This is a genomic window from Myroides sp. WP-1, from assembly GCF_014145635.1.
Taxonomy (GTDB): Bacteria; Bacteroidota; Bacteroidia; order Flavobacteriales; family Flavobacteriaceae; genus Flavobacterium.
Genome location: NZ_JACHTC010000011.1, coordinates 62554 through 86907, shown reverse-complemented (window position 1 = coordinate 86907; position 24354 = coordinate 62554). Strand labels below are relative to the sequence as shown.

25 protein-coding genes are annotated in these 24354 nt (G+C 33.6%); 11 read left to right on the top strand and 14 right to left on the bottom strand.

The window, feature by feature from the left end:
• The first annotated feature begins 22 nt into the window (after nt 1-22).
• A complete protein-coding gene (locus H4K33_RS11140) occupies nt 23-979 on the top strand; it encodes a metallophosphoesterase (protein WP_182648931.1) in 957 nt (318 codons plus the stop codon).
• Here the strand turns inward: H4K33_RS11140 and H4K33_RS11135 are convergent.
• Both H4K33_RS11135 and H4K33_RS11130 read right to left on the bottom strand, forming a co-directional pair.
• Nucleotides 976-1947 (bottom strand): DUF4421 family protein, encoded by a 972-nt coding sequence (locus H4K33_RS11135; protein WP_182648929.1) that lies wholly within the window; start codon nt 1945-1947, stop codon nt 976-978. The two genes, H4K33_RS11140 and H4K33_RS11135, sit on opposite strands and share 4 nt — an antisense overlap.
• 8 nt (nt 1948-1955) lie before the next feature.
• Nucleotides 1956-3434 carry a hypothetical protein gene (locus tag H4K33_RS11130; protein ID WP_182648927.1) on the bottom strand — a complete coding sequence of 493 codons (1479 nt, stop codon included), beginning with the start codon at nt 3432-3434 and terminating at the stop codon, nt 1956-1958.
• A gap of 125 nt (nt 3435-3559) precedes the next feature.
• On the opposite strand from H4K33_RS11130, the gene H4K33_RS11125 reads away from it, so the two are divergent.
• A complete protein-coding gene (locus H4K33_RS11125) occupies nt 3560-3964 on the top strand; it encodes a hypothetical protein (protein WP_182648925.1) in 405 nt (134 codons plus the stop codon).
• 165 nt (nt 3965-4129) lie between these two features.
• On the opposite strand, the gene dnaN is transcribed toward H4K33_RS11125, so the two are convergent.
• From dnaN to H4K33_RS11100, 5 genes are all read right to left on the bottom strand, one after another.
• Entirely contained in the window at nt 4130-5248 is a 1119-nt protein-coding gene (gene dnaN, locus H4K33_RS11120) for a DNA polymerase III subunit beta (protein ID WP_182648923.1), read from the bottom strand.
• Between the two features lie 80 nt (nt 5249-5328).
• On the bottom strand, nt 5329-7017 hold the full coding sequence (gene gldG, locus H4K33_RS11115) for a gliding motility-associated ABC transporter substrate-binding protein GldG (protein ID WP_182648921.1): 1689 nt from the start codon (nt 7015-7017) through the stop codon (nt 5329-5331).
• The gene (gldF, locus tag H4K33_RS11110) at nt 7017-7736 is read right to left on the bottom strand and encodes a gliding motility-associated ABC transporter permease subunit GldF (protein WP_182648919.1); all 720 of its coding nucleotides are present in this window, start codon (nt 7734-7736) and stop codon (nt 7017-7019) included. Before gldF ends, gldG begins: the two co-directional genes overlap by 1 nt.
• Nucleotides 7737-7751: 15 nt before the next feature.
• The gene (locus H4K33_RS11105) at nt 7752-8048 is read right to left on the bottom strand and encodes a putative quinol monooxygenase (RefSeq protein ID WP_182648917.1); all 297 of its coding nucleotides are present in this window, start codon (nt 8046-8048) and stop codon (nt 7752-7754) included.
• A gap of 15 nt (nt 8049-8063) precedes the next feature.
• Nucleotides 8064-8891, bottom strand: a complete 828-nt coding sequence (locus tag H4K33_RS11100) for an S-adenosyl-l-methionine hydroxide adenosyltransferase family protein (RefSeq protein ID WP_182648916.1) — start codon at nt 8889-8891, stop codon at nt 8064-8066.
• Between the two features lie 96 nt (nt 8892-8987).
• Between H4K33_RS11100 and H4K33_RS11095 the strand changes: the two genes are divergently transcribed.
• Entirely contained in the window at nt 8988-9974 is a 987-nt protein-coding gene (locus H4K33_RS11095) for a PhoH family protein (RefSeq protein WP_182648914.1), read from the top strand.
• A 40-nt stretch (nt 9975-10014) separates the two neighbouring features.
• Here H4K33_RS11095 and H4K33_RS11090 read toward each other — a convergent pair whose 3' ends face one another.
• Nucleotides 10015-10788, bottom strand: a complete 774-nt coding sequence (locus tag H4K33_RS11090; RefSeq protein ID WP_182648912.1) for a hypothetical protein — start codon at nt 10786-10788, stop codon at nt 10015-10017.
• A 455-nt stretch (nt 10789-11243) separates the two neighbouring features.
• Nucleotides 11244-11480, bottom strand: coding sequence for a hypothetical protein (locus H4K33_RS11085; RefSeq protein WP_182648910.1), 237 nt, complete (start codon nt 11478-11480; stop codon nt 11244-11246).
• A gap of 307 nt (nt 11481-11787) precedes the next feature.
• On the opposite strand from H4K33_RS11085, the gene H4K33_RS11080 reads away from it, so the two are divergent.
• From H4K33_RS11080 to H4K33_RS11070, 3 genes are all read left to right on the top strand, one after another.
• Nucleotides 11788-12735 carry an isopenicillin N synthase family oxygenase gene (locus tag H4K33_RS11080; RefSeq protein ID WP_182648908.1) on the top strand — a complete coding sequence of 316 codons (948 nt, stop codon included), beginning with the start codon at nt 11788-11790 and terminating at the stop codon, nt 12733-12735.
• Between the two features lie 555 nt (nt 12736-13290).
• The gene (locus tag H4K33_RS11075; RefSeq protein WP_182648906.1) at nt 13291-13638 is read left to right on the top strand and encodes a translation initiation factor; all 348 of its coding nucleotides are present in this window, start codon (nt 13291-13293) and stop codon (nt 13636-13638) included.
• Between the two features lie 11 nt (nt 13639-13649).
• Nucleotides 13650-14522: a nucleoside phosphorylase gene (locus tag H4K33_RS11070; RefSeq protein WP_182648904.1), complete on the top strand. Its 873-nt coding sequence runs from the start codon at nt 13650-13652 to the stop codon at nt 14520-14522.
• 42 nt (nt 14523-14564) lie between these two features.
• On the opposite strand, the gene H4K33_RS11065 is transcribed toward H4K33_RS11070, so the two are convergent.
• Nucleotides 14565-15266, bottom strand: a complete 702-nt coding sequence (locus H4K33_RS11065) for a pseudouridine synthase (protein WP_182648991.1) — start codon at nt 15264-15266, stop codon at nt 14565-14567.
• 103 nt (nt 15267-15369) lie between these two features.
• On the opposite strand from H4K33_RS11065, the gene H4K33_RS11060 reads away from it, so the two are divergent.
• A complete protein-coding gene (locus H4K33_RS11060) occupies nt 15370-16785 on the top strand; it encodes an MATE family efflux transporter (RefSeq protein WP_182648902.1) in 1416 nt (471 codons plus the stop codon).
• A 13-nt stretch (nt 16786-16798) separates the two neighbouring features.
• On the opposite strand, the gene H4K33_RS11055 is transcribed toward H4K33_RS11060, so the two are convergent.
• Together H4K33_RS11055 and H4K33_RS11050 are read right to left on the bottom strand one after the other, a co-directional pair.
• A complete protein-coding gene (locus tag H4K33_RS11055) occupies nt 16799-17266 on the bottom strand; it encodes a GNAT family N-acetyltransferase (protein ID WP_182648900.1) in 468 nt (155 codons plus the stop codon).
• Between the two features lie 60 nt (nt 17267-17326).
• On the bottom strand, nt 17327-18052 hold the full coding sequence (locus tag H4K33_RS11050; protein WP_182648898.1) for a type II CAAX prenyl endopeptidase Rce1 family protein: 726 nt from the start codon (nt 18050-18052) through the stop codon (nt 17327-17329).
• Between the two features lie 371 nt (nt 18053-18423).
• Between H4K33_RS11050 and H4K33_RS11045 the strand changes: the two genes are divergently transcribed.
• From H4K33_RS11045 to H4K33_RS11030, 4 genes are all read left to right on the top strand, one after another.
• Nucleotides 18424-18759 carry a hypothetical protein gene (locus H4K33_RS11045; RefSeq protein ID WP_182648896.1) on the top strand — a complete coding sequence of 112 codons (336 nt, stop codon included), beginning with the start codon at nt 18424-18426 and terminating at the stop codon, nt 18757-18759.
• Nucleotide 18760: 1 nt separating this feature from the next.
• Complete coding sequence (locus tag H4K33_RS11040) at nt 18761-19108, top strand: hypothetical protein (RefSeq protein ID WP_182648894.1); 348 nt, start codon at nt 18761-18763, stop codon at nt 19106-19108.
• Entirely contained in the window at nt 19109-20551 is a 1443-nt protein-coding gene (locus H4K33_RS11035) for a hypothetical protein (protein WP_182648892.1), read from the top strand.
• A gap of 237 nt (nt 20552-20788) precedes the next feature.
• A complete protein-coding gene (locus tag H4K33_RS11030) occupies nt 20789-23002 on the top strand; it encodes an outer membrane beta-barrel protein (protein WP_182648890.1) in 2214 nt (737 codons plus the stop codon).
• A 58-nt stretch (nt 23003-23060) separates the two neighbouring features.
• On the opposite strand, the gene H4K33_RS11025 is transcribed toward H4K33_RS11030, so the two are convergent.
• Together H4K33_RS11025 and H4K33_RS11020 are read right to left on the bottom strand one after the other, a co-directional pair.
• Nucleotides 23061-23690: a response regulator transcription factor gene (locus H4K33_RS11025; RefSeq protein ID WP_182648888.1), complete on the bottom strand. Its 630-nt coding sequence runs from the start codon at nt 23688-23690 to the stop codon at nt 23061-23063.
• A 163-nt stretch (nt 23691-23853) separates the two neighbouring features.
• Entirely contained in the window at nt 23854-24339 is a 486-nt protein-coding gene (locus tag H4K33_RS11020) for a hypothetical protein (protein ID WP_182648886.1), read from the bottom strand.
• Nucleotides 24340-24354: the final 15 nt, after the last annotated feature.

Sequence of the window (24354 nt, the reverse complement as noted above, 5' to 3'; positions counted from 1 at the left end):
TTTTTTTACACCCTTAGAAACTATGAAAAGAATTCCAGAAAATTTTAACAACTTTGATATCATTGGTGATATTCACGGTCACAGCAATGATCTAAAAAAATTATTAGGCGCTTTAGGTTACAAGCTCAAAGGCAATTACTATCAACATCCGGAACGAAAAGTACTCTTTTTAGGAGATTACATTGACCGCGGTGTAAACGTCGTTGACGTTCTCGAAATTGTAAAAAACATGGTAGACAATGGAGAGGCTATTGCCTTAATGGGCAATCACGAATACAATGCTATTTGCTATAACACACTTACTGCCGATGGTACATATTTGAGAGAACACAGTAAGAAAAACTTCAATCAACATGCCATTACAATGGCAGCTTTTATGCAACATCCCAACCTGTACAAAATGTATATTGAATGGTTTAAAACGCTTCCTCTCTTTTATGAAAACGATTTCTTTCGAGCCATACACGCTTGTTGGGATGAACAAAGTGTAAACTACTTAAAAACACGTCTTTTGGATAATTGCCTAACTAGTGATTTACTGGAAGAAGCTAATAAAGAAGGAACAGAATTATACCATGCTGTAGAAATTGTTCTCAAAGGGAAAGAAATAGACTTACCTAATAAGCAATCCTTTATTGATAAAGATGGGATTATCCGTCATTCATTTCGCGTAAAATGGTGGGAAAAACCGAAACAACCACATACTTTAAGTACAGTCAGTGCTTCTGTAATTAAACACCACGCAGACGAACCCATTGATGTACAACACATCAATTTCTATTCTGCAGAAGCCAAACCAGTATTTTTCGGGCATTATTGGATGAAAGTCAACACAGCACTCCGTCCACTCATCCTAACATCAAACACCTGTTGTCTTGATTATAGTGTTGCCAAAAATGGTCATCTCGTATGCTATCGCTACAGTGGCGAGCAACAACTCGATTCAAATTCCATCAATTTTATTAAGGAATATAACTAATATATAGAAGGATCCAATAAATCAATCAAGTCATATTGTAAGATTTTCGGATCCTTTTTCATGGAAAAACGCTTGGTTACAAAAAAGGAAACTCGTTTGTTTGACAATTGTGTTGAATAGTTACCTACTTTTTCATAATACATGGCACTAAGCGATGTTTTTACTCCTATGCCCCATTCCTCTCCTTGATAAGCGAGATTCAAATCACTAGCTACTTGTCCATTGACATAGAATATTGTTCTTTTAGTACTGAGATTTTCATCAAAAATTCCATTAATACCTACACTAAAAGACAGCGAAGCTAAAAACTTCCTCCACAAGACCCAATTATAGGCATAACCTACAGTTGGTCCAAAACTAAAACTACGACTGTCCTTACCTCTAATTCCATCGTCTAGCTCTGGAGTATTTTTAATCACGCTCAAAAAACTAGATCCTCCAATTAATAGAGCTCCTGCAGATTTCTTCTGAATGCTATTCTTGTTATTCGCTGCTCCAATCGAAAACTTATCGGAATTAAAAACATAGGTAAATCTTCCTCCATACAAATTGATTCTCAAATCATCAAAACTTAAATATGTTTTTGTGGCTTCATCTTCTCGATAAAAACCTTTGTATTGTTGAAAATAAAAATCAAGAATGAATTTTTTACTGATCACGTGATACTGAAGATCTACTGTTGAACTTTTTCCTTTTTGTTTATTTCTCATCCCAGAAAAACCATGACTATAGCTCAACGAAGAATTCTTCCACGAAAAGGATAAACCAATATTTAAAGGACGATTGGGCTCAAAGGAAATATCTTTCTCCCCTTCTTCGTAACTCAAAGACAAGAATTCTTGACTCAAACTTGGTGTTACTCCATAAGTATGTTTATAGGTGCCGATGTAAAGCGAATCAACTTGCGCAAAACTATACGAACAACAAAACAAACTGATTACTAAAAGAAGTATGTTTTTCTCTTTCATCTTGTATACTAAGTAAATAACTCTTCGATCTCTTGAATACCATCTCGCTGACATACAATACGATAACGTTTATATTCCGTATGATTCTCGTATTCAATCTGCGAAATAAAATTGATGTAATATACCTTATCTGCATAAAATCCAATTACTTGATCATTGTGTTCATCCAAACTCAGTACAGGTACCTTCGGATTGTCCATGCGCTGCAATAAACGCGTCAAATTAAATCGAAAAATATCGTGAACTCCTTTGAAAAAATAGGTACTATCTTTCATCATTTCTCCACGATCCAACGAAACTTTTTTGCGATATAACAGTATTTTTTCATTGTGAATGCGGTTCTCTACTTCTAATAGCACGGATCGATTTCGTATGCTTAAAATTTCAGATGGAACCTTTTCGTCAGTGATAAAATCCACCGCTTCTTTAATCCATCCTATTTTTTTTCCTTTGACACTGATTTCAGTTTTATTGTCAAAATATTTACCGCCTAATTTTCCTGCAAAATAAAAACGCGTTAACTCTTTAATCCTATCTTTTAGCATGTATCCAACTACTAAAGCGACAAATAATGGCATGGTAAAATTACCGTACTTTTGTTGAAAAGAAAAAGCAATTACGGTTGCAAACACCATAGAGATTCCTGCAGCAATACTGTAATATACCTGTTGAACAAATACACCATCACTATCCTTTTTTTTATTTGATTCTAGCAACAGATCTGATTCAACATACTTATTCAGCATAGCATAGCGATAAATTACCGCTTGATTCAGCCCTTGTTCATTAACTTTAATAAAGCTATATCCTTTGCTCTTCATGTATGCTTGTTCTGATAAAATCAGCTCTTTCACCTGCTGCTGTAACAATTGAAAGCGCTCATCTGTTACTAACATCAATCGATCCAACAACAAAAAACTGTAACGCAGTAATGTGTAGGATAAGTATTCATCAGCAAAACTAAAGTAATTAAAATACTCTTTTCTCACTACTTGTTCATTTTGATGTAAGCTTTCCTTTAACTCTCTATATTTATCGCGAATGGCGATACTTGCAGAGACGTAAGATTGAATTAATGTGGCGTGATTATCAGCTTTAGTCTGCTTAAATTCGGTAACTGCATTGCGTAGGGCACTTCTAAAAATAGCCATAAACATTTTGAGCTGATACTCTATTTCATATACATGCTGATTGGTTTCGTCTTTCAACAAATGTTGCGTCGCAGCACTCAAATTATTAAATGGAATTGCCCCTTCGTCGACAATAGCTGTTAACGCATAAACAGGAGTAATAAATCGAACTTTAGACTTAACGTCAGAATAAAACTGATCTTTTGAATAATTCGATTTATTTAAATCCAACGTATTGGGAACGAAAATCCAGGTATTGATGGTAAAATCACTTTTATGTTGTTCTTTTCCTTTGATAAAACCCACCTTCATTTCTAACGTATAAGCATCATGGGATCTAACTTTGATATCTAGCATTCTACTTTTTTTAAAAACTATACCATTATCTACTATCCCATTATTTTAACAATAGAGGGCATACTAATTGAGCTGCAGTAAGAAAACAGCAGTCTTACAAATTTAATTATAAAATTCACATAATTATGCCTTTATTTTCCAACAAATTCAGACAAAACCTTTCTAATCTACGAAAAGAAAAAAAAAATTGTTATATAACATACCATCTACTAGCTTATTTGGAACACCCCAATATCACACCTCTTGGTTTTTACATTTTCTTGGACAATCTGTGCATAAAAAATTCACTCAGTTTTAAAAAAACAGCTATTGTGCTTTTGATCGACTTAGGTTTGCGCATCTTACAGCACCAAGCCACTTTACGACACAATCTTGAAGATTTGGAAAAACTCGGAATTTTATTCCAAATTCAAACCATTGATTACAAAAACCATCTAAAGCAACTAAAGGTTTACCCTCCTACTATTGAAGATGAATATCGTCTTAAACATGAAATGGAGCAACTATTAAGACGTACGAATTTATTGTAATCGACATAGAAAAGGGATGGTCAATTTACCTTTGATAAAAAAGAGAGTATGTTTTCTATTTATCTTGTAAATATCCCCCATTAGAACATAAAAAAAGCTACGCATACCTAGGTATACGTAGCTCAATTCAAACAAAAAAGGCCTATATACATAGACCTTTTCGTATTAGTTATTTAGCATAACAGGCATAACAAGCATTGTAACTGCTTCTCCATCTTCTAAACCATCTACTGGTGTTAAGATACCCGCTCTGTTTGGCAATGACATTTCTAATTGAATCTCATCAGACTGAAGGTTGTTCAACATCTCCAATAAGAATCTTGAATTAAATCCGATTTGCATATCATCTCCTTGATAATCACAAGTAAGACGCTCATCTGCTTTATTTGAGTAATCAATATCCTCTGCTGAAATATTTAACTCTGTACCTGCAATGCGCAATCTAATTTGATGTGTTGTTTTATTAGCATAAATAGCCACACGACGAACAGAATTTAAAAATTGAACTCTGTTCAACAACAATTTATTTGGATTTTCCTTTGGAATTACTGCTTCGTAATTTGGATATTTCCCGTCAATTAAACGACAAGTTAATGCATAGTTATCGAATGTAAATTTCGCATTTGAATCGTTAAACTCAATTACTACATCTGCTCCCGATGCCATTAAGATATTCTTCAAAATAGTTAATGGTTTCTTTGGCATGATAAAACTAGCTTCACTTGGTGAAGTAATATCAGTACGAGAATACTTAACTAATTTATGTGCATCTGTTGCAACGAAGATCAATCCTGTTGGTGCAAACTGGAAAAATACTCCAGACATTACAGGTCTTAAATCATCATTACCCGCTGCGAAAATAGTTTTGCTAATAGCAGTTGCCAATACACCAGCTGAAACTTCCGTTCTTGATGGGTCTTCTAAGCTCTCTGCTTTAGGAAATTCATCACCAGCAGAATAAGCTAAAACGTATTTTCCAACATCAGAACTAATTTCAATCGTATTGTTTTCCTTTACTGAGAAAGTCAATGGTTGCTCAGGAAATGTTTTCAATGTTTCCAACAATAACTTAGCAGGAACAGCGATACTTCCTTGACTAGTTGACTCTATCTCTAGGCTAGCAGACATTGTTGTTTCTAAGTCAGAAGCTGAAACTCTCAAGATATTATTATCCAATTCAAACAAGAAATTGTCTAATATATGTAATGTATTACTACTACTAATAACACTTCCTAATACCTGTAATTGCTTCAACAAATAGGAACTCGATACTATAAACTTCATATTAAAATATTTTTATATGTAAAAGGCTTTACACCTACAAATATATTCGTTTAACTTCAATAATAAAAGCAGAATTTGCACTACTTTTTAACAAAAGCCTTTCTTTTAAAGAAAGAAAACAAAAATCCAAGAACTAATAGAACGGCAATCGGAACTCCTAACACAATAAATTGAATTGTGGAATACTTTTCAAATACCTTCATCTTATCGAGTACTGGAATTTTAACTTCCTTAGTACGAAGGTTAATCAGTCCTGAATCATCCAAAAGATAATTGACTGCATTAAAAATAAACTCCTTATTTCCGTATAGCTTATTGGTCCATTTATCATACCCCAATTCCATCGGCTGATATTCTTGATCGAGTTGATTTTTGATAATATCACCATCACTTATCACGATCATTTTTGTTTCTTCACTTCTATTTTTTGCTTTTGGCAATGCAAATGGCAGTACTCTATTTTCAAAAACAGACTTAAATTGTCCCTCTAATAATACTCCCATGATATAATTTCCTTTCCCTTCATAATGTTCAGGGGCAGATTCTTCATTAATCATATTGAGATTAATCTCATTTGGTGTTCCAACGGTCAATGAATATTGAGAAGATTGTAGAAGCACTGTTTTTTTAATCCCATTTTTCAATGTATCGATAGGAGAAGCAAAATCTAATCGAACTCCTTCAATATTTTTTACAATAGGATGGTTGGATTCTGGATAAACAAAAGGAGCAAACTTCCAAATGAACTCTCCATATTGCGTTTCACTACCTTGTCGACCTAGTGCCAATTTAATTGGTGTAGCAACCTCATCTTTTATCAACACAGGGTTTATTCTAACGCCATATTTAAACAGCATTTCTCCCAAAGATTGATCTTTAGGATACGCAAATAAAGATCCCTTTACGCGTAAACTATCAAAATCAGCCTGTACTTGATCCAACAACCACAGTGTTTTTCCGCCGTTCATAATAAATTGATCCAAGACTTCAATTTGTTTTTCATCAAAGGGCTTGGTTGGTTTAGCAATAAGAGCTAAATCAAATTCTTTCAATTGCTCCAGCGTTTTTTCAGGCGCATGAGCAACTGAGTCTAAGGTAAAAGGCGCAAGGTGATAATTCTCTCCAGCCGTCATCAAAAAGTCCGCCATATATTGATCTTCCAATTGGCCATTGCCTTTTAGTACAGCGATCTTTTTTGATTTAGGTGTATTTACTTTTGAGATAGCTTCAGTAAAAGCATACTCTAAATGTTGAATTGAAGTCAATACTTTTTCCTCTGTATTGGCTCCAATCATATTTTTAAGCAATTGCACTTTGACCATTTGTTCTCCTTTAGTTACAAAAGCCCAAGGAAAAACAAGTGATTGCGATTGAATCCCTTTATTATTTACTGTCAGGGTAACTGGCTTAGCCCCCAATTGATATAAATTACCAACAATTTGGTCCTCTGTTCCTCCCCCTTCTTCCAAAGGATTGACAAAGCGAAACAAAATATTCGAATTTTCGGCACTAAACTCCTCCAATAACTGACGAGTTTCGCCTTGTAATTTGACAAATTCTTGAGAAAACTGACCTTCTAAAAGTACCTCTATTAAAATAGGTTCTTCTACGCGATCGATAATTTCATTGGTAATTGGCGATAGCGTATAGCGCTTATCTTGCGTTAAGTCGAAACGATGATGCACATATGTTCCAATACCGTTTAACAGTACAATTCCAGCAATAAAACTCCCAAGTTGAACAAGGTTTTTCTTTGTTTCTCTTTTCATTATTTGCGCAATTGATTAATTCGGAAAACAGTTAAACTTAAAAACAAGGCTGAAAAAGAGACAAAATACAATAGATCTCTTGTATCGATTACACCTTTAGAAATACTGCTAAAATGAGCATTAATACCCCATTTACCTATACCGTGTAAGGCCTTAACTCCATCTAACATCAGCAGGCCATAAGAGGCCAGCAAACAAAATAGAACAGCTAGAATAAAAGACACCACCTGATTACTTGTTAAAGAAGAAGCAAAAATTCCCATCGAAACATAGGCTGCACCAAGAAAAACAAGTCCTAAGTACGAACCAATTACACTTCCCATGTCAAACGTTTGTCCTGCTAAAAGATAGTTTTGCAGCACCCAAACATACACAAGAGTAGGTAGAACCGCTAAAACAACAAGAACTAATACCCCAAAAAATTTACCCAAGACAATTTGCCAAGGCGACAAAGGTTTGGTTAAAAGCAACTCTATAGTTCCCTGCTTAATTTCTTCAGAAAAACTTCGCATGGTTACTGCGGGAATTAAGAATAAAAAAACCCACGGAGCCAAGAAGAAAAAAGGAGATAAATCGGCAAAACCACTTTGAGGGATGTTGTACTTTCCGTCAAAAACCCAAAGAAATAGCCCATTAATAATCAAAAAAACAATAATTACTAAATAGCCAATCGGTGATCCAAAAAAGGATTTTATCTCGCGCAAACACAGTGCTTTCATATAATATAAGGGCGATTAGTTTAAAGTAGCGTATTTATCTACGCTCCACGCTTCAGCTTTTTCTTTAAATAAAGTCTTAAAATACGGCCAAACTTCGCCGAATAACGTTGACTTTTTATACGTATCTAAATCAGATTCTTCCGACCAATAACTGTAGGTAAAAAAGATATTAGGTTGGTGTTTATCCCGATAAACTTCTAAAAATTGACAACCAGGAAAGTTGCGAATTTGGTTTTTATATTTTTCAAAATGATTCAAAAAATCATCAATTCTATCCTCTTGTAAGGTAAGTTTTACGATTCGTACAAACATATTTTTTACTTTAGATTAAGTTTCGCTAAATTCAATAAACAGCTGATCTTCCAAATGCACGCCTAAAAGAGTTCGAATAGATCCTCCTGGTTCATTTGTTGTTGAATACATAATAGCCACAACCAATTGCCCCACTTCATTAAATAAAGCTAATAATTCACCTGCTTTATTCATCAATTCACTTGGATCATTGACATTAAAATCAGCATAGTATTCATTAATTTTTGTAATTGTACGATTTTTTATTCGAATACCAAAGCTTCTCCCTTGTCCTACTTGTTCAAATAGCTCCCTTGAGATATTAGTTACTAAATTTCCAAACTTATCTTCATACACATAAGTTCCAATAATGAGATTTGGTTTGACCGTTAGATTTTCAAGCAACAAATTCATTTTGTACAAGGCATCAATTGGCTGACCAATAGATTGAAGTTCTTTCCCTTCACACAATTGATATGCACAGTACACAAAAACATCATTGGTACTCATTCCCTCGATGTGGTTAATTGCTACAGCTTCTTCGAATTCATGTGTTCCTAAAGCAACGGCAATAGCACCATTATCAGTTCCAATAAAATAGTGATCTTGATATTTCACGCAAATAGCGGCTGAAAAAGGTAAAATAGCGGAGGCAACCGATAGAATGTGAATGGTTCCCTTAGGAAAATGACTATATGCCATGGAGAGAACAAATCCAGCATCGGCAACCCGATAATTTCTCACCCCATGCGAAATATCAACTACATTACAATTTTGAATATTAGAATATATTTTTCCCTTTAAAACCCCCACATAATAATCTGTATATCCAAAATCAGTTGTTAATGTAATTATTCTCTGCATTATTTTTTAGTCTCTGTTTTTATAAGAAAAATCAATTTTTTATAGTAGATTTGAAATACAAAATTAGACTATTTTTTTAATTAATTCGTATTAGTATTGAACGAAAGAATAATAGAACTATCGGAAATTAGCCCTAAAGAGTTTTGGGGACCTCAAGACTTACATTTAGATGTCTTAAAAAAACTTTATCCTCGTGTAAAAATAATAGCAAGGGGATCTCTATTAAAAATCTACGGAGAAGAAGAAGTTTTAGATGAGTTTGAACGCAAATTTGTCCGTTTACTTAAATACTTCACTCGATACAATAAAATTGACGAAAACGCGATTGAACGCATTGTTATGGATAGTGATTTGCAACAAACAACGGCTTTGGACGATGTATTGGTTCACGGTGTTGGGGGTAAACTAATCAAGGCGATGACGGATAACCAGCAAAAATTAGTCAAATTTGTTGAGAAAAACGACATGGTTTTTGCCATAGGACCTGCAGGAACAGGAAAAACCTATACAGGTGTAGCTTTAGCTGTTCGCGCATTAAAAAACAAAGAAGTCAAACGAATCATCTTAACGCGTCCTGCGGTAGAAGCTGGAGAAAATCTGGGTTTTTTACCGGGTGACATGAAAGAAAAGTTAGATCCTTACATGCAACCGCTTTATGATGCCTTGCGCGATATGATTCCACCTCAAACTTTGGAAGACTACCTCTTTAAAGGGGTTATCCAGATAGCACCTTTAGCTTTTATGCGTGGAAGAACCTTGGACCATGCTTTTGTCATTTTGGATGAAGCTCAAAATACAACGCATTCGCAAATGAAAATGTTCTTGACGCGTATGGGTAAAAATGCAAAGTTCATTATTACAGGTGATCCTGGTCAGATTGACCTACCTCGTAAAGTTTCTTCTGGTCTAAAAGAAGCCATTGAAATTCTAAAAGATGTTGAAGGAATAGGTATGTTGTATTTAGATGACAAAGATATTGTACGCCACAAATTGGTAAAACGAATCGTCAATGCCTATAAAGTTGTAGAAGACAGACGAGACACAATCAAACCTGATGATATGAAAAAGGTTGAAAACAATTAAGTTTTCAACCTTTTTTTTATTCAATTATTTACTCCCAAATTTACACGTTATAGGTATCTCTAAAAAATTGTAGTTTGATATCTTCCCCTATAAACAAATTCAAATCGTCTCCATCCAATTCATAACGATCACATTCTTCTAAAATTTCAAGTAATTCTTTTTCCTTACTTTCATTCAAAGAAACATAATCTGGAGAGAGCACAATTTTAAATGCGATGCTATCACCTTCACAACGAAGATCACCATAAATCATGTGATTTCCTCCGCTTCCAGAAAAACTACGTGTATTAACATCAATACATACTAAAGGAATTTGATTAATTCCCAACTCTTCTATCTTCTTATTTTCAAATGCTTTAAACACCCAATTTCCCGATAATTTCTTATCGTACAAATAGTGCCCGAAGCAAGCAAAGTCACTTTCCATTCCATCTTTCTTATTTAAACTCACTGCAACGGAATGATCAAATCGACCATCTAAAAAAGAACGAGCACTATCGTCTTTATAGATTACGATTTCAATTTTTTCGTTAGCGGTAGCTGAGCGATATACTCTACCCTCCCCTTCAATCAGTGGTTCTTCATAAGGAAAAACAATTTTTACATTAGGTTTTAAACTAGCGTAAACAATTCCTTTTTTACTAATAGTAATTGTTTGTAAAGAATCTTGTGCTAGTATTTTAAAAAAAACCCCCTCTGAATCTTCTTTTTTTAATAGATCCAGTTGCTTTGTATCATTTTCTTTCTGTCCTTTTTCAGTTAAATTATCACTTCCACAAGAGGGAAATAATGAAACAGTTAAAGCCAATATCATATTCTCAATCTTTTACGTTACAAAGATAAACCCAAACAACATACCAAAAAAAACCAACTTTTTTTATTTAGTAATAATTTAACTTTTATTACTCATTATTTTAGAGTTTCAAGTATAAAATTAAATAAATAATTAAGAACAAAAAAATAATATTACACAAAAATAAACAATAAAATCAATATTTTAACAAATTTACAAAAACGAGCATAAAAAACACAGAAGAAGATTAATTAACAATTTTAACGTAGCATCATGCACTTCCCCTTAATAAAAACAAAAAACAAAAAGCGATTTTTTTCACTTTTCAACAACATGTGCCCTTATTTCCTCAAAATAAGCAACAAAGAATGAGAAAAGGTTTCTTTTTTAGAAAAAAAAAACTGTTCACACCCAAAAAGCGAAACAGTTTTAGAACAATTGAAAAGCCCATTCAAAGCGTTTAAAATAAAACATCTTTAGAGCAGTGTCGTTTTATAGCCCGTTTGACGTAAACAGAACATCAAATCGTCCTCATTATTACTAATACAATAGACGCGAATTGTTGAATTATCCTTTTTTTGAAAAATAGGTTTAAAGCTTTTTGGTAAACTAGCATAAAATGGATCCATTTCTTTTAACTCATATTTTGGATCGATATCTACAGTCACTAATACCACAAACTCATTTGCTTTTAATACAATTGGTAATTTCATATATCTCGTTTTTTATTTAATTCTATCGAAATTTAAAAAAAAAATTAGACAATTCATATTCTATATTAAAAATACTTGTTTAATGTAAACTAAAAACGTAGTAAAAAAGGAACGCTTATGAAATTTAATTCAATTTTATTAACAATATATGTTCAAAAAATAAAAATAGTACATTTTTGCCGAAAAGAATGTTTCTTATTTTTCATTTGCTTCACTGTATTAAATAAATGTTATTGTTCCATACTATAAGCTATTTTACCTACTTTTGCTTCCTATAAAACAGTAAGAGCAACTAACAACTTAGAAGATGCAAAACATTCCTAGTGTTAACTTACGTGATTTCCTATCGGATGACCCGGTACGTAAACAAAAGTTTGTAAATGAAATCGGCCAAGCCTACGAAGAAATTGGATTCGTAGCATTAAAAGGACACTTCTTAGACGATCAACTTGTTGAGAATCTTTACACAGAAGTTCGCAATTTTTTCAACCTTCCTTTAGAGACCAAAAAGAAATACGAAATTCCTGGCATTGGTGGCCAAAGAGGATACGTGTCTTTTGGAAAAGAACACGCCAAAGGGCGTTCTGAAGGGGATCTAAAAGAGTTTTTCCATTTTGGACAATATGTCGAAGACAATCCTGAATTGGAAAAGAGCTATCCCGCTAACGTTTTAGTTGAAGAATTACCTCAATTTAATCCCATTGGAAAAGAGACGTATCAAATGTTAGAAAAAACAGGTGTTTACGTTTTACGCGCTTTAGCTATTTTCTTGGGACTTGACGAGTTTTACTTCGATAAATTCGTTAAAAATGGCAACAGCATACTTCGACCGATCCACTATCCTCCTATTACAGATGAGCCGAAAAATGCTGTTCGCGCTGCTGCTCATGGAGATATCAACTTGATTACCTTATTAATGGGAGCACAAGGTAAAGGTCTGCAAGTTCAAAATCACAAAGGAGAATGGATTGACGCCATCGCCGCAGATGATGAACTTGTAATTAACGTTGGAGATATGTTATCAAGACACTCAAACAACCGATTAAAATCAACCATTCACCAAGTAGTGAACCCGCCTAGAGAATTATGGAGTACCTCTCGTTACTCTATTCCTTTCTTTATGCACCCTATAAGCGAAATGCCGCTAAACTGCTTAGACAATTGTATCGATGAAGCAAATCCTAAAAAATTTGACGATATCACAGCAGGTGAATTCTTACATCAACGCTTAGTTGAATTGGGATTGATTAAATAGCAATTTGGAAAGAGGAAATCGAAACGCAGTGAAAATCGTAACGTAGTGGAAATCGAAACGCAGTGTAGATTCATCGGACACCAAAACAAATATAAAATAAATGAGATATATTCATCGAACACAAAAACCAATATAAACTCGGTGAGATATATTCATCGAATACCAAAATAAAATATAATCCTAATGAGATAAAGAGGAAAGAGGAAAGAGGAAATCGAAACGCAGTGAAAATCGTAACGTAGAGGAAATCGAAACGCAGTGTAGATTCATCGAATACCAAAACAAATATAAAATAAGTGAGATATATTCATCGAACACAAAAACCAATATAAACTCGGTGAGATATATTCATCGAACACCAAAACAAATATAAAATAAGTGAGATATATTCATCGAATATCAAAACCGAATATAAACCTATTAAGATAAAGAGAGAATACTTCTCTCCCTTTTCCTCTCTCCTCTCTCTATTAAATATTCTTTCAACTCAACGAGTAAATCCGTATCTTTGAGTTATACCAATACATTTTAGATCTATAAAACCAACGTACACTAATGGCAAAAAAAATCAGCAGTCTAGAGGACCTAGGGGGATTTGTTTTTTCGACAAACAAAGATTTCGAATTTAGTCAAGATGACGAAACAACAACACTTACTCCTGGAGAACAACGATTAGAGGCTCATTTAGACAAGAAAAATAGAGGAGGTAAAATTGCTACAATTATCAAAGGTTTTGAAGGAAATGACGATGATTTAAAAACATTGGCCAAAGACTTAAAGACGCTTTGCGGAGTGGGAGGAAGCGCTAAAGATGGCGAAATTATCATTCAAGGTAATTTTCGCGATAAGATCATGGAGTATTTACAGAAAAAAGGCTACAAAGTAAAACGTGTAGGCGGTTAATAATAAAGACTATGAAAATAAAATCATCCGAACTCATTTTAAATCCCGATGGTAGTGTATACCACTTGAATTTAAGACCTGAACACCTAGCTGAAAATATCATCTTCGTAGGAGATCAGAATCGCGTAGATCGAATTTCAAGACATTTTGATACGATTGAGTTTTCAACGCAAAAAAGGGAATTCAAAACGCATACTGGTACTTATAAAGGCAAGCGTTTTTCCGTAATTTCAACGGGAATTGGTCCTGATAATATTGATATCGTTGTCAACGAAATTGACGCCCTGTTCAATATTGATCTGGAAACAAGAGAAATCAAAAAAGAACTGACTTCCGTAAATATTGTTCGTATCGGTACTTCTGGATCGCTACAGGCAGACATTCCTGTAAATAGTTTTGTTCTATCACAGTATGGATTAGGTTTAGATAATATGATGCGTTCGTATCTTATTGAGGACATCACCGATTATGCAATGGAAGAAGCTTTTATTGCTCATACGCAGTGGGACTTGAGAAAAGGACGTCCTTATTTTATTCAAAACAGTCCTTGGTTAGAGGAAAAACTCAGCAGTGATCAAACTTTTAAAGGCATTACGGGAACTGCAGGTGGATTCTATGGTCCACAGGGTCGTGTTTTGCGTTTAAACATTCAGGATCCAGCATTGAATCACAAAATTGATAATTTCACGTTTAACGACTACCGCATTACCAATTTTGAAATGGAAACTTCTGCCATTTATGGTTTAGCAAAATTGTTAGGACATCATGCTGTTTCCTTGAATACCATCATTGCCAATCGCGCAAATGGAACTTTCTCAGAAGATCCTTACGCGGCAGTAGATCAATTAATTATTTACACCTTAGACAAGCTAAGCGAAATATAAAATCGCTTCTTTTATACTAAAAAGCTCAGCTAGGCTGAGCTTTTATTTTTTATAATACTCTTGAAGATCAAATCCCAAATACGCATTGTACTTTTCATATTGCTCATCTATGGTCGCGCTTAAGTGAATCTGTTCTTGTGTAATAGGATGTTCAAAAGTCAATTCAACTGCGTGTAACAACATGGCGGTTAAACCAAATTCATCCAACCACAGTTTATTTTGCTTATTACATCCATGAGGTCTACTTCCCAAAATTGGATGAAAAATATGTTTAAAATGTTTGCGTAATTGATGCTGTCTTCCTGTTTCTGGATAGGCCTCAACCAAAGAATAACGCGAGGTCTTGTGCTTGCCAAATGGAATATCCACCTCAACGCGTTGCAGTGTTTTGTAGAGCGTTTTCGCCTCTTGCAGTTGCCCGCTGTCGTTAGTCAGCGCATAGTCAATCGTTTCTTCCTCTATCGTATATCCCCTTACAATAGCGATGTACTTTTTCTCTACTTGTCTCGTAGCAAAAATTGCATTGAGCTGCTTGAGAACTTCTTTATTTAGTGCAAACAACAATACACCTGATGTTTTGCGATCCAAACGGTGTACGGGATAAACATATTGTCCAATCTGATCCCGTAAAATCTGAATGGCATACTCCTGAATATCACTCGCTATAAAAGACTTGTGTACTAATAAATCTCTAGGTTTATTAATAGCAACTAAATACTCGTCCTGAAACAAAATTTCTAACATCCCGCAAAGATACTTCATCTTCTCTACTACTAAAACCATTGGTATAATTTATCGTTCTTTTTTTTAAATTAATAGTACCTTTGCTTACTTTTTTTATCGCTATATGACGACTCAAGTACAAACTAAAACGGGTGTTTTAGCACTGATTAAACAATCATTTTCAAATGAAAATCTCGATTTAACAAAAATCCCTACCAATAGGGCTGTATTGTTATTGGCGATTCCTATGATGTTTGAGATGTTAATGGAATCCGTTTTTGCCTTAGTGGATTTGTATTTTGTCGGACACTTAAAAGAAAGTGCATTTGCCATCCAAACTGTAGGACTTACAGAGTCTTTACTATCCATTATATATGCCATTTGTATTGGAATCAGCATGGCTGCAACTGCTATTGTTGCACGTCGTATTGGAGAAAAAGATAGAGAACAAGCTTCAATTAATGCTGCACAAGCCATTTCTATTGCAACCATCATCACTATTATCCTGAGTGTGCTGGGCTTTATCTACGCCAAAGATTGGTTAATTTGGATGGGAGCCTCAGAAGAATCTGCTGAATATGGTTATGGTTATACTCGTATTTTATTGGTTAGTTGTGTGTCTATTATGATGCTCTTCTTGATTAATGGTATTTTCAGAGGGGCAGGAAATGCAGCAATTGCAATGAAAAGTTTGTGGTTTGGAAATATATTCAACATTATCCTTTGCCCTATCTTGGTACGTGGCTGGTGGATATTCCCCGAAATGGGATTAGACGGTGCTGCTTATTCGACTGCCATTGGAAGAAGTGTTGGTGTTTTATATCAGATTTACTACTTAACGCGAAAGGATTCGCTAATTCAACTGAAATGGCATTACTTCAAAATGCAAATGGATAAGGTATGGCATATTTTAAAAATTGCCATTCCAGGTATGGTTCAATACATGATTTCAACTTGCAGCTGGGTAATTCTCGCCCGTATTGTTGCACAAAGTAGTGGTGAAATTGGATCTTCGGGTTTCTTAACTTGCTTGCGTTTGATGGTCTTCTTTATTTTACCTGCCTGGGGTTTGAGTAATGCGGCTTCCACACTAGTAGGGCAACACTTGGGAAATAAAGATCCTCAAAGTGCTGCTAAATCAGTAATGACTACCCTAAAATACAACGTGATCTACATGCTTGTTGTAACGGTGATCTTCTTTACAATGGCCAATTACCTCGCGTCAATTTTCACCATACAAGAAGATATTAAAGAAGTAGCTATTCTCGCTATGTATATTGGCGCTAGTGGTTTTATCTTTTATGGCGTAGGGATGACCTTAATGAATGCTTTTAATGGTGCTGGAGACACCTTAACTCCTTCTATATTGAATTTTGTTGGATTTTGGTTGTTCCAAATTCCACTTGCTTATGCCCTAGTTTACTATTTCAACTGGGGTCCTGAAGGTGTATTTATCGCCATTCCAGCTGCGGAAACACTTATTGCTATTTTAGCCTTTTTTGCCTTTAGAAGAGGAAAATGGAAATTGAAACAAGTGTAATAACCGTTTACCGTTAACTGTTCGCAGTTAACGGATTTCTAATCATATCCACATGTGGTATGCCATCTTCTAAATATTCTTCAGACACCGGTTCAAACCCAAAAGATCCGTAAAATTTCTTTAGATACGTTTGAGCTCCAATTTGAATTGGTTGTGTACCAAATTCCTCTTCAATTTTCTCAAGTGTCAGATCAATTAAAATTCGTCCTAACCCATCTTTTCTATGCTTTGCATCTACAACAACTCGACCAATTGAAATCTCTTTATAGCTCAAACCTGGAGGAACAATTCTAGCATAAGCAACTATTTTACCCCCTTGTGTTGCAAATACATGCAAACAATTTTTATCCTTTCCATCTAATTCTGGGTATGCACAATTTTGTTCTACCACGAAAATATCGGTACGCAACTGCATGATATCATACAACTCATCCAACGTTAATTCTTCAAATGCTTTTGTGTGCCAATGAATGCTATTCATATCTTGTATTTTTTTGACAAAAATAGCGAATTATGCGATTATTGTCGTGTATATTTTTTACTATTGATTTACATTAGCAATAAAAAGGCTAACTGCAATAGCGTTGTTTAGAGCATGAAAGAGATAACCTTGCCAAAATCCGAAACGCATACGCAAATACCCCATTCCCAACCCTAAGATCAACTGAGGTAAAATGATGATTGGCACTAATACAATTACGCGCAAAGGAAACTCTTCAAAATTTGCAATGTGAATCAACGCAAAACACACTGAAAAAAGATAAAAGATGAACGAAAAATTGCTTGTCCAGTAATACTCCATCTTTTCTCGGTACTTCAGACATAAGACAACAAAACTAACAGTAGCTAGAAAAGCTATCGCATATAAATACACCATTCCATATTCACCACCAAAGCGCTTTACAGCAGGGGAAGTAGCTGTAGCTACATAACTAACAAAAGCAACAACGCCAATCAACACGTTGCGCAAGCGGAAACGCATACCCAATCGAAAAGCTACTTCTTCTAAAAATGGACCAACTACGACAGCAAACACAGTAAATCCGACAAGTCCATACTGTTCAATAGCTTCTTTAAATCCCCCATGTTTTGGAAGGTCAAGCAACAACGACCCGACAACAACACTACCTAAGACAATAAAAACAAACAGATAGCTCCATAAACGAAACACTTGCATCCAACTTTGCTTTGGGTCAAGCGTACTTCGAATAGTATCTGGTTTCTTTAAAAAAGACAGAAAATCAACCAACAATTCACGTGTAGACATGCGTATTCTTATTTGTGTTCAAGGTACTAAAATAAATATCAACGGTAAAACAACAGCTGTAAGTCACACTTTATTCCCTTAGCATCATGGTACAATCCGCGTCTAACTCTTTTATTTTCAACAAATTTATTTGAATATTTAATTAACTTATTTTGATCACTTTAACCCTTTTTTGTTAAGTTTTCAAGCCTTATTTTTTAGTAGAGGATTTGCGTTTTAATTTTATAGTGTTCGCGAAACATGAAGATGTTATAGTTATAAATGTCTTTCCTTCCTCTTAAGAGTACCTATACAATTTGCCTCTATTTTTTACTAGAGTCACCTAATTGATCTATGATCATATTGTTTTTTAAATTAAATACATTAAAAAAATGAAAACAAGATTATTACTTATCTTTTTACTAAGTACATTCATTGGTACTTATGCCCAGAATAGTGTAACTCGTATTCAGGGCCGTCCAGCAGTAGTTGTAGGAAACGATATTTACTGTGGTTTAACTGGATCTACGTGTTTCATACTTTATACGTATACAGATACCTCTACACAAGATGCGGTAATTGTTGAAACTTTTAAAGAAAAGTCAATAGATCGCTATGAATCAAATTCTAATTACACCCTTGATAACAATGATTCAAACACAACAAATGCAAGTACCATGGCAAGATTTGAATATTTAACCCCAATTAAAAATGAAAAAAACAGATAAAATGAAAATTATAGCAGTAGTACTATTCTTACTAAGTTTTGGTTTTAGTTTTGGCCAATACTATCCACCTATTGTAAACGTTGAAGGTCAACCAGCGATAGAATACAACCAAAAAATAATTTGTGGATTTGACAATAGACTATGTCTACAAATTATAGATCCTATCTTTTTTCCTGTACCTCCACCTACTCCGTCAGAACCTGCATATCAAATAGCCAAAGATGAAGTAATTGTTGTACTACATACAGAGAAAGGTGAAAAACATTTTGCCACAAAACGAGGAACTTCAACTTTTCTTAAAGATGAAAACGCTGTCGAATTTGATTTTTTAAGACCTTTATCTAAATAAATGAAAAACTATAGTTATTTAAACCATAGGAGAAACTTCATTGTATTCCTCCTATGGTTTTTCAGTTGCAATTTACTAGCGCAAAATGTTTATTTGCGCATATCAGAGAAAGACTGCCTAAACTGCTACATCAACATAAAACAAGCAACTAAAGATAAAAAAGTAACCTATTTATTTCCTGAAAATAGTAAAGGAAATAGATTCAAGATCTTTAATGAATCTTTTTTCGACAATGCGATTGATGAAAAAGAAGTATTGTTCTCAGATGAATTATACAGTAAAACTAGTACTGTACTAAATGATCTATCTGGATTAGTTTTTATTTATAACAATGAAATACTATTTTCAGAAAAAGGTACTGATTTTACTATTGAAAAAGTAAACTGTTTTTTTGATGCAATTCACAGTTTTAAAAAAATAGGAAATCTAAATACTTCTGGGTTATCCTCTCGCTACACAATTCGTCCTGACTATTTTCAAAGTGAACTAATTATCTTGGACGGAATGACACAAAAATTGTATTGCACTGCTGACACAATTGCTCTAAAGTTTGATTTTCAAGCGTTGAATTTTGACTCTATAGCCAAAGCAACATTGAGCGAAGATGATTATCAAAATTTTCTCAATCACAAAACGATTCTTTTCAATTCGGGTAGAAGAAATATTAATCTGGTAAATTTAACTAGTAACAAGAATAAATATTATATCGGTTTTTTTTTGCCAAGCATTCTATTAGATAGAAAATTAAATGAGCAAGGGGAAACTAATGATATTTACACTATTCGCAACAATTACAACTATTTTATTTTGGATCGAAAAGATTTAAATTTTCCTGAAAAAATATACAACAGCATTTATACATTTGATTTCCAAAATGAGCATTACTATTATACATTAGACGAAGCCCTCTTTACTGATAAATTCTATAAACTCAACCAAATTATTTATTCAGATTCAATAGACAACAACACACCTCTGTTTTCAGCTTTTAGAATCAACTCCAAAAAGAAAAGAATTGAATTTCAATCTTATACAGATAATATTTCTTTATTTGATTTTCAAAAAGATGAAAAACTGAACACTATTGAAGTTATTCATTCCATTCAATTTTCTACTTTTAATAATCTATTGCTTCTTCAGGATTTTCCTTATATAGTAAATTTAGAAAACGGAGATAAAATTAAATTGGATTGGGAAAGCAATGATTTTCCCAAAAATCGAAGGTGTCAAAATCTACAACTATGGACTACTAAAGACACAAATACAATTTTATTTAAAGATGACAATACTTTTCTCTTGAAGAAATACACCCCAGAATTCAAACTAATTAGTACCGATAAATTATTGTTTAATACCCACACAAAAGCAGTCTTCTTCACTGAAAAGTATATTTACTTTCTAACTGAGACAGAGAATGTATACCGAATAAACAATTTCATATAAGACTTAATTCCTGAAGAACAACAAAATCAACCACCTCTAATCAGGTGGTTTTTTCATCATACACAACGACTAAGCCCTATATTTTCAACTATTTATTTAAATACTTAATTAACTTATTTTGATTACTTTAACCCTTTTTTATTAAGTTTTAAAGCCTTATTTTTTAGTAGAGGATTTGCGTTTTAATTTCATATCTGTATAACAACAAATGAATATAAACGAAATGAATGTTACACTATGAGAAAAAAAAACAGCAATAATTGGATAATCAAGAGGAATGAAGTTTTCTTGCTGTTTTTTATTTTTTGCAGCATAGCAATAGCAGCTCAAACAAAGGAACTAAAAATAAAGGTCTACGATTCCTCTCATCTACCTATAGAAGAAGTAGTATGCTTCAATGTTTCTACTACAGAAGAAGTAAAAACCAACCCACAAGGTGAAGTAGTTATTCGTGGAACGAATGGATCTAGTTTCTTTTTATTTAAAGAAAATTATATCGGTAAACAGTATAGTTGGGAAGAATTAAATGAATCCCCCAGTTTAATTCTAGAGCAAGACAATCAAACCTTATCAGAATTGTTTATTTATGTTTCCCCTGCAAAAAACGATGCCGGTCGTATTACATACAAAATTAATAAGCAGCTTTTAGGTGAAAATCCTACAGTGTTTCAAGTAATAGAAAACATCCCCTTATTTTTTATAAAGGGAGAAAAAGTAAACTACAAAGGAAAAGAGGTAACGCTAATTGTTAATGGAAAAAAAACGATTGGAAAAATAGAAAATATCGACCCTAAAAACATTGAATCGATTGAAATTATTCCCTATGGACATTCCGCTTATGGTAATACTGGTGAACCTGTATTGAACATTATACTGAAAAAAAATGTACTCGATTATTTTAGAGAAGATTTATCACTTGGATACAATCTAACAAAAGAAAGCTATGTTCTAAATGCCAATTCTTTTTTCAAAAAAAACAATATAACAATCTCCTTGCCTATTAGATTGGGAAAATCGATTTTTGAAAGTAATAGTACAACCTACTCAGCAGGTTCAGAACTAAATAGTAGCAAAGAGCAAACAATTTCAGATGGTATAACGATACAGCCAGATCTTCATGTTCAGTTAAACGAAAAAAACTCCATTGGAGCTACGCTATTTTTATACACTCCAAGAAACAAAAACACTAGTGCATATACAATCCAACCCGTGGAAACTGTAAATACTTACAGGCAAGATATTGCTTATTTGAATACAGGTTCTTTTCTTTTTTTCAATCATATATTTAATGACAGTACTTCCCTGAACACGTCTTTTTTGTACACCTATAACGAATACAGCAACAAAGGATATTATGCCGACAAGCAATGGAACAACATATTGTATGACAATGCACTGAACTTTGATCTTATTCTAAGTAAAAGCAATAGAACACTCTTAAATCTCCCTCTTCGATATGATGTATACTATTCATACTATCAATCCACTATGAAGAATAAAATGCAAGATAACGTAACCAATCAACGCCATAAGTTTTCATTTACATCTACCCTAACACTAACAAATAACCTTAGCCTTGCTACAGATCTTTCTTACAACTTCATTAATAAGAATGATCAAGTGCTATTAAATAGCACGACGCTAGCCTTTACTAAAAAGTCTTACTCCATCTATTTAAACTACTTCAATTCTTATCAATTAATTTCTGTTTACGATGTCAATAAACAAAATAGTATAGACGACAACCTTAATACAACTATTGACAATTATGGGATTAAAAGAAGTAATACAGATCATTTTTCTCTAGAATTTAATTACACTATAAAAAGCGGAATAGAACTTTTTGCACGCGGTAAATTCCAAACTCACCACAACGCTCCAATCCATTATTTGGTCAAATCTGATACAGATGAACGATTTAAAACAAATGTAAACGCGGGGAAAATTCAGCGTTATATCATAGAGGTAGGAGGCTTCTTTGAACTTGCGGATCATTTTATCATACAATCCTTATTCACCTTGAACCGAAATCAGTTTAATCTAGTAGATTATACAACACATCAATACTTACTTGGTTATGATTTTTATGCCAAATATCAATTCAACAAAGGTTTTAGTTTAAAACTCTCTTCTTCCTATACAAATTTTGACCTCTATACTCCTTTTGAATCGACTGAAATAAAGCATCCTTTTGTGAGCTTTACTGTTGAGAAAGAATTTAGTAAAAAAAATATAAAAGTAGCTCTCGTAGTAAACAATCCTTTTATCAAAGCGAAAGAAGATTCAACTACGTTGTATTCCAATAGCTTTGACAACGTCCATATCGTAGATACACGATTTAAATCGAAAGAAATAAAAAACTACGCTTCCATCGCTATCCATTTAAGTAATACCCTGGGAAACAACAAACTAAGAGCTAAAAAAGATGCACAAATCCAAGCGACATACTAAGTATTATGAAATATCTTAAAAAAAATGAACAGATTATTACGACAATAAATACACCAAATCAAACTATTCTACGTTCCTTCAACACGCCCAATAATTCGTGATAATTATTTACATTAAACGCCACTAATAGTTTAGACACTCTCTTTTGCGTGGCACTTCTACTCAACACAATTTGATCACTTATTTGATTCATGCGATAACCTTGAGCTAGCAAAAAGAGGATCTGCCTATTCTTTGAATCCAATAACGAAGCGTTTTTTAGCATAGTCTGAATTGCTTTTTTTGCGCTAGGACTTATATAAGGGAAGTCAATTTTGGTAGCGGTTACAAGATCGCAAAACAACTCTTTGGTAAAATCTGATTTGACCAGCAATGCATCTACCTTTATTGTTTTATACAGCTCATACAAGACAAGTGCTTTCTCATGTTCTGTAAGCAGAATGATCTTGCAATACGGAATATTCTTTTTTATAAACAACGCGCAATCCAAACCTGTTTTTAATTTTCTTTCAAAAACATCCATACTATGATCTGTAATCAGGGCTAGATCTAAATCTTTTGCTTTAGTAAAAAGCGCAAAAAAATCTTGGCCATTAGCCACCTTCAAAAAAGTATGTTTTTCATTTCCTAGTACAGCTATATACCCTTCTATCAGCAATGCATTAGACTCAATAATTAAAATTTTCATTTTTTACCTTCAAAGTATAAAAATAAAAACACAACTCTATTTTTTTAACTAAAAATCAATATAAACTTTTAAAAATCAACTATTTAACACATATAACTATAAAATAAAAACCCAAAAAGACAATTCTTTTTGGGTTTTATTTATTTTATTTTTGGGCTATCTACTAAAACAACCCTTTCAAGGCGTCAATTGCTCCTCCGAGTCCTTCTTTTCCTCCTGTTAATGAACCAAGCATATCCTTTAATCCTCCGCCATTACCTTCACTCAATCCGCCGATTAAATCTGTTAGTTGGAAACCACTTTCTCCTCCCTGCACTTTAGAAACAATCATTTCAATGACAGAAGGAATTACGCTACCTGCAAAATTAGAAGCCACGCCTTCTGGCAATCCGATTTTTTCTGTTAACCCCGAAATCAAGTTTCCAATCATTCCTGATACCATCGGATTGGATGCTAAATTGCTTACTCCACCTCCTAGTAAATCAGTTAAACCGCCGATATTACCACTGCTGATGCTATCTTTGAAACCATTGATGATACTCTCGCCTGTTTCTTTTGTAACTGCTGATGTTAAATCTGTTGAAATTGCAGATCCACTGATTTCTTTTGCACTTACCTGCTCAATTAATTTTGTAATTTGCTCTACCATAGTTTTAATTATTTC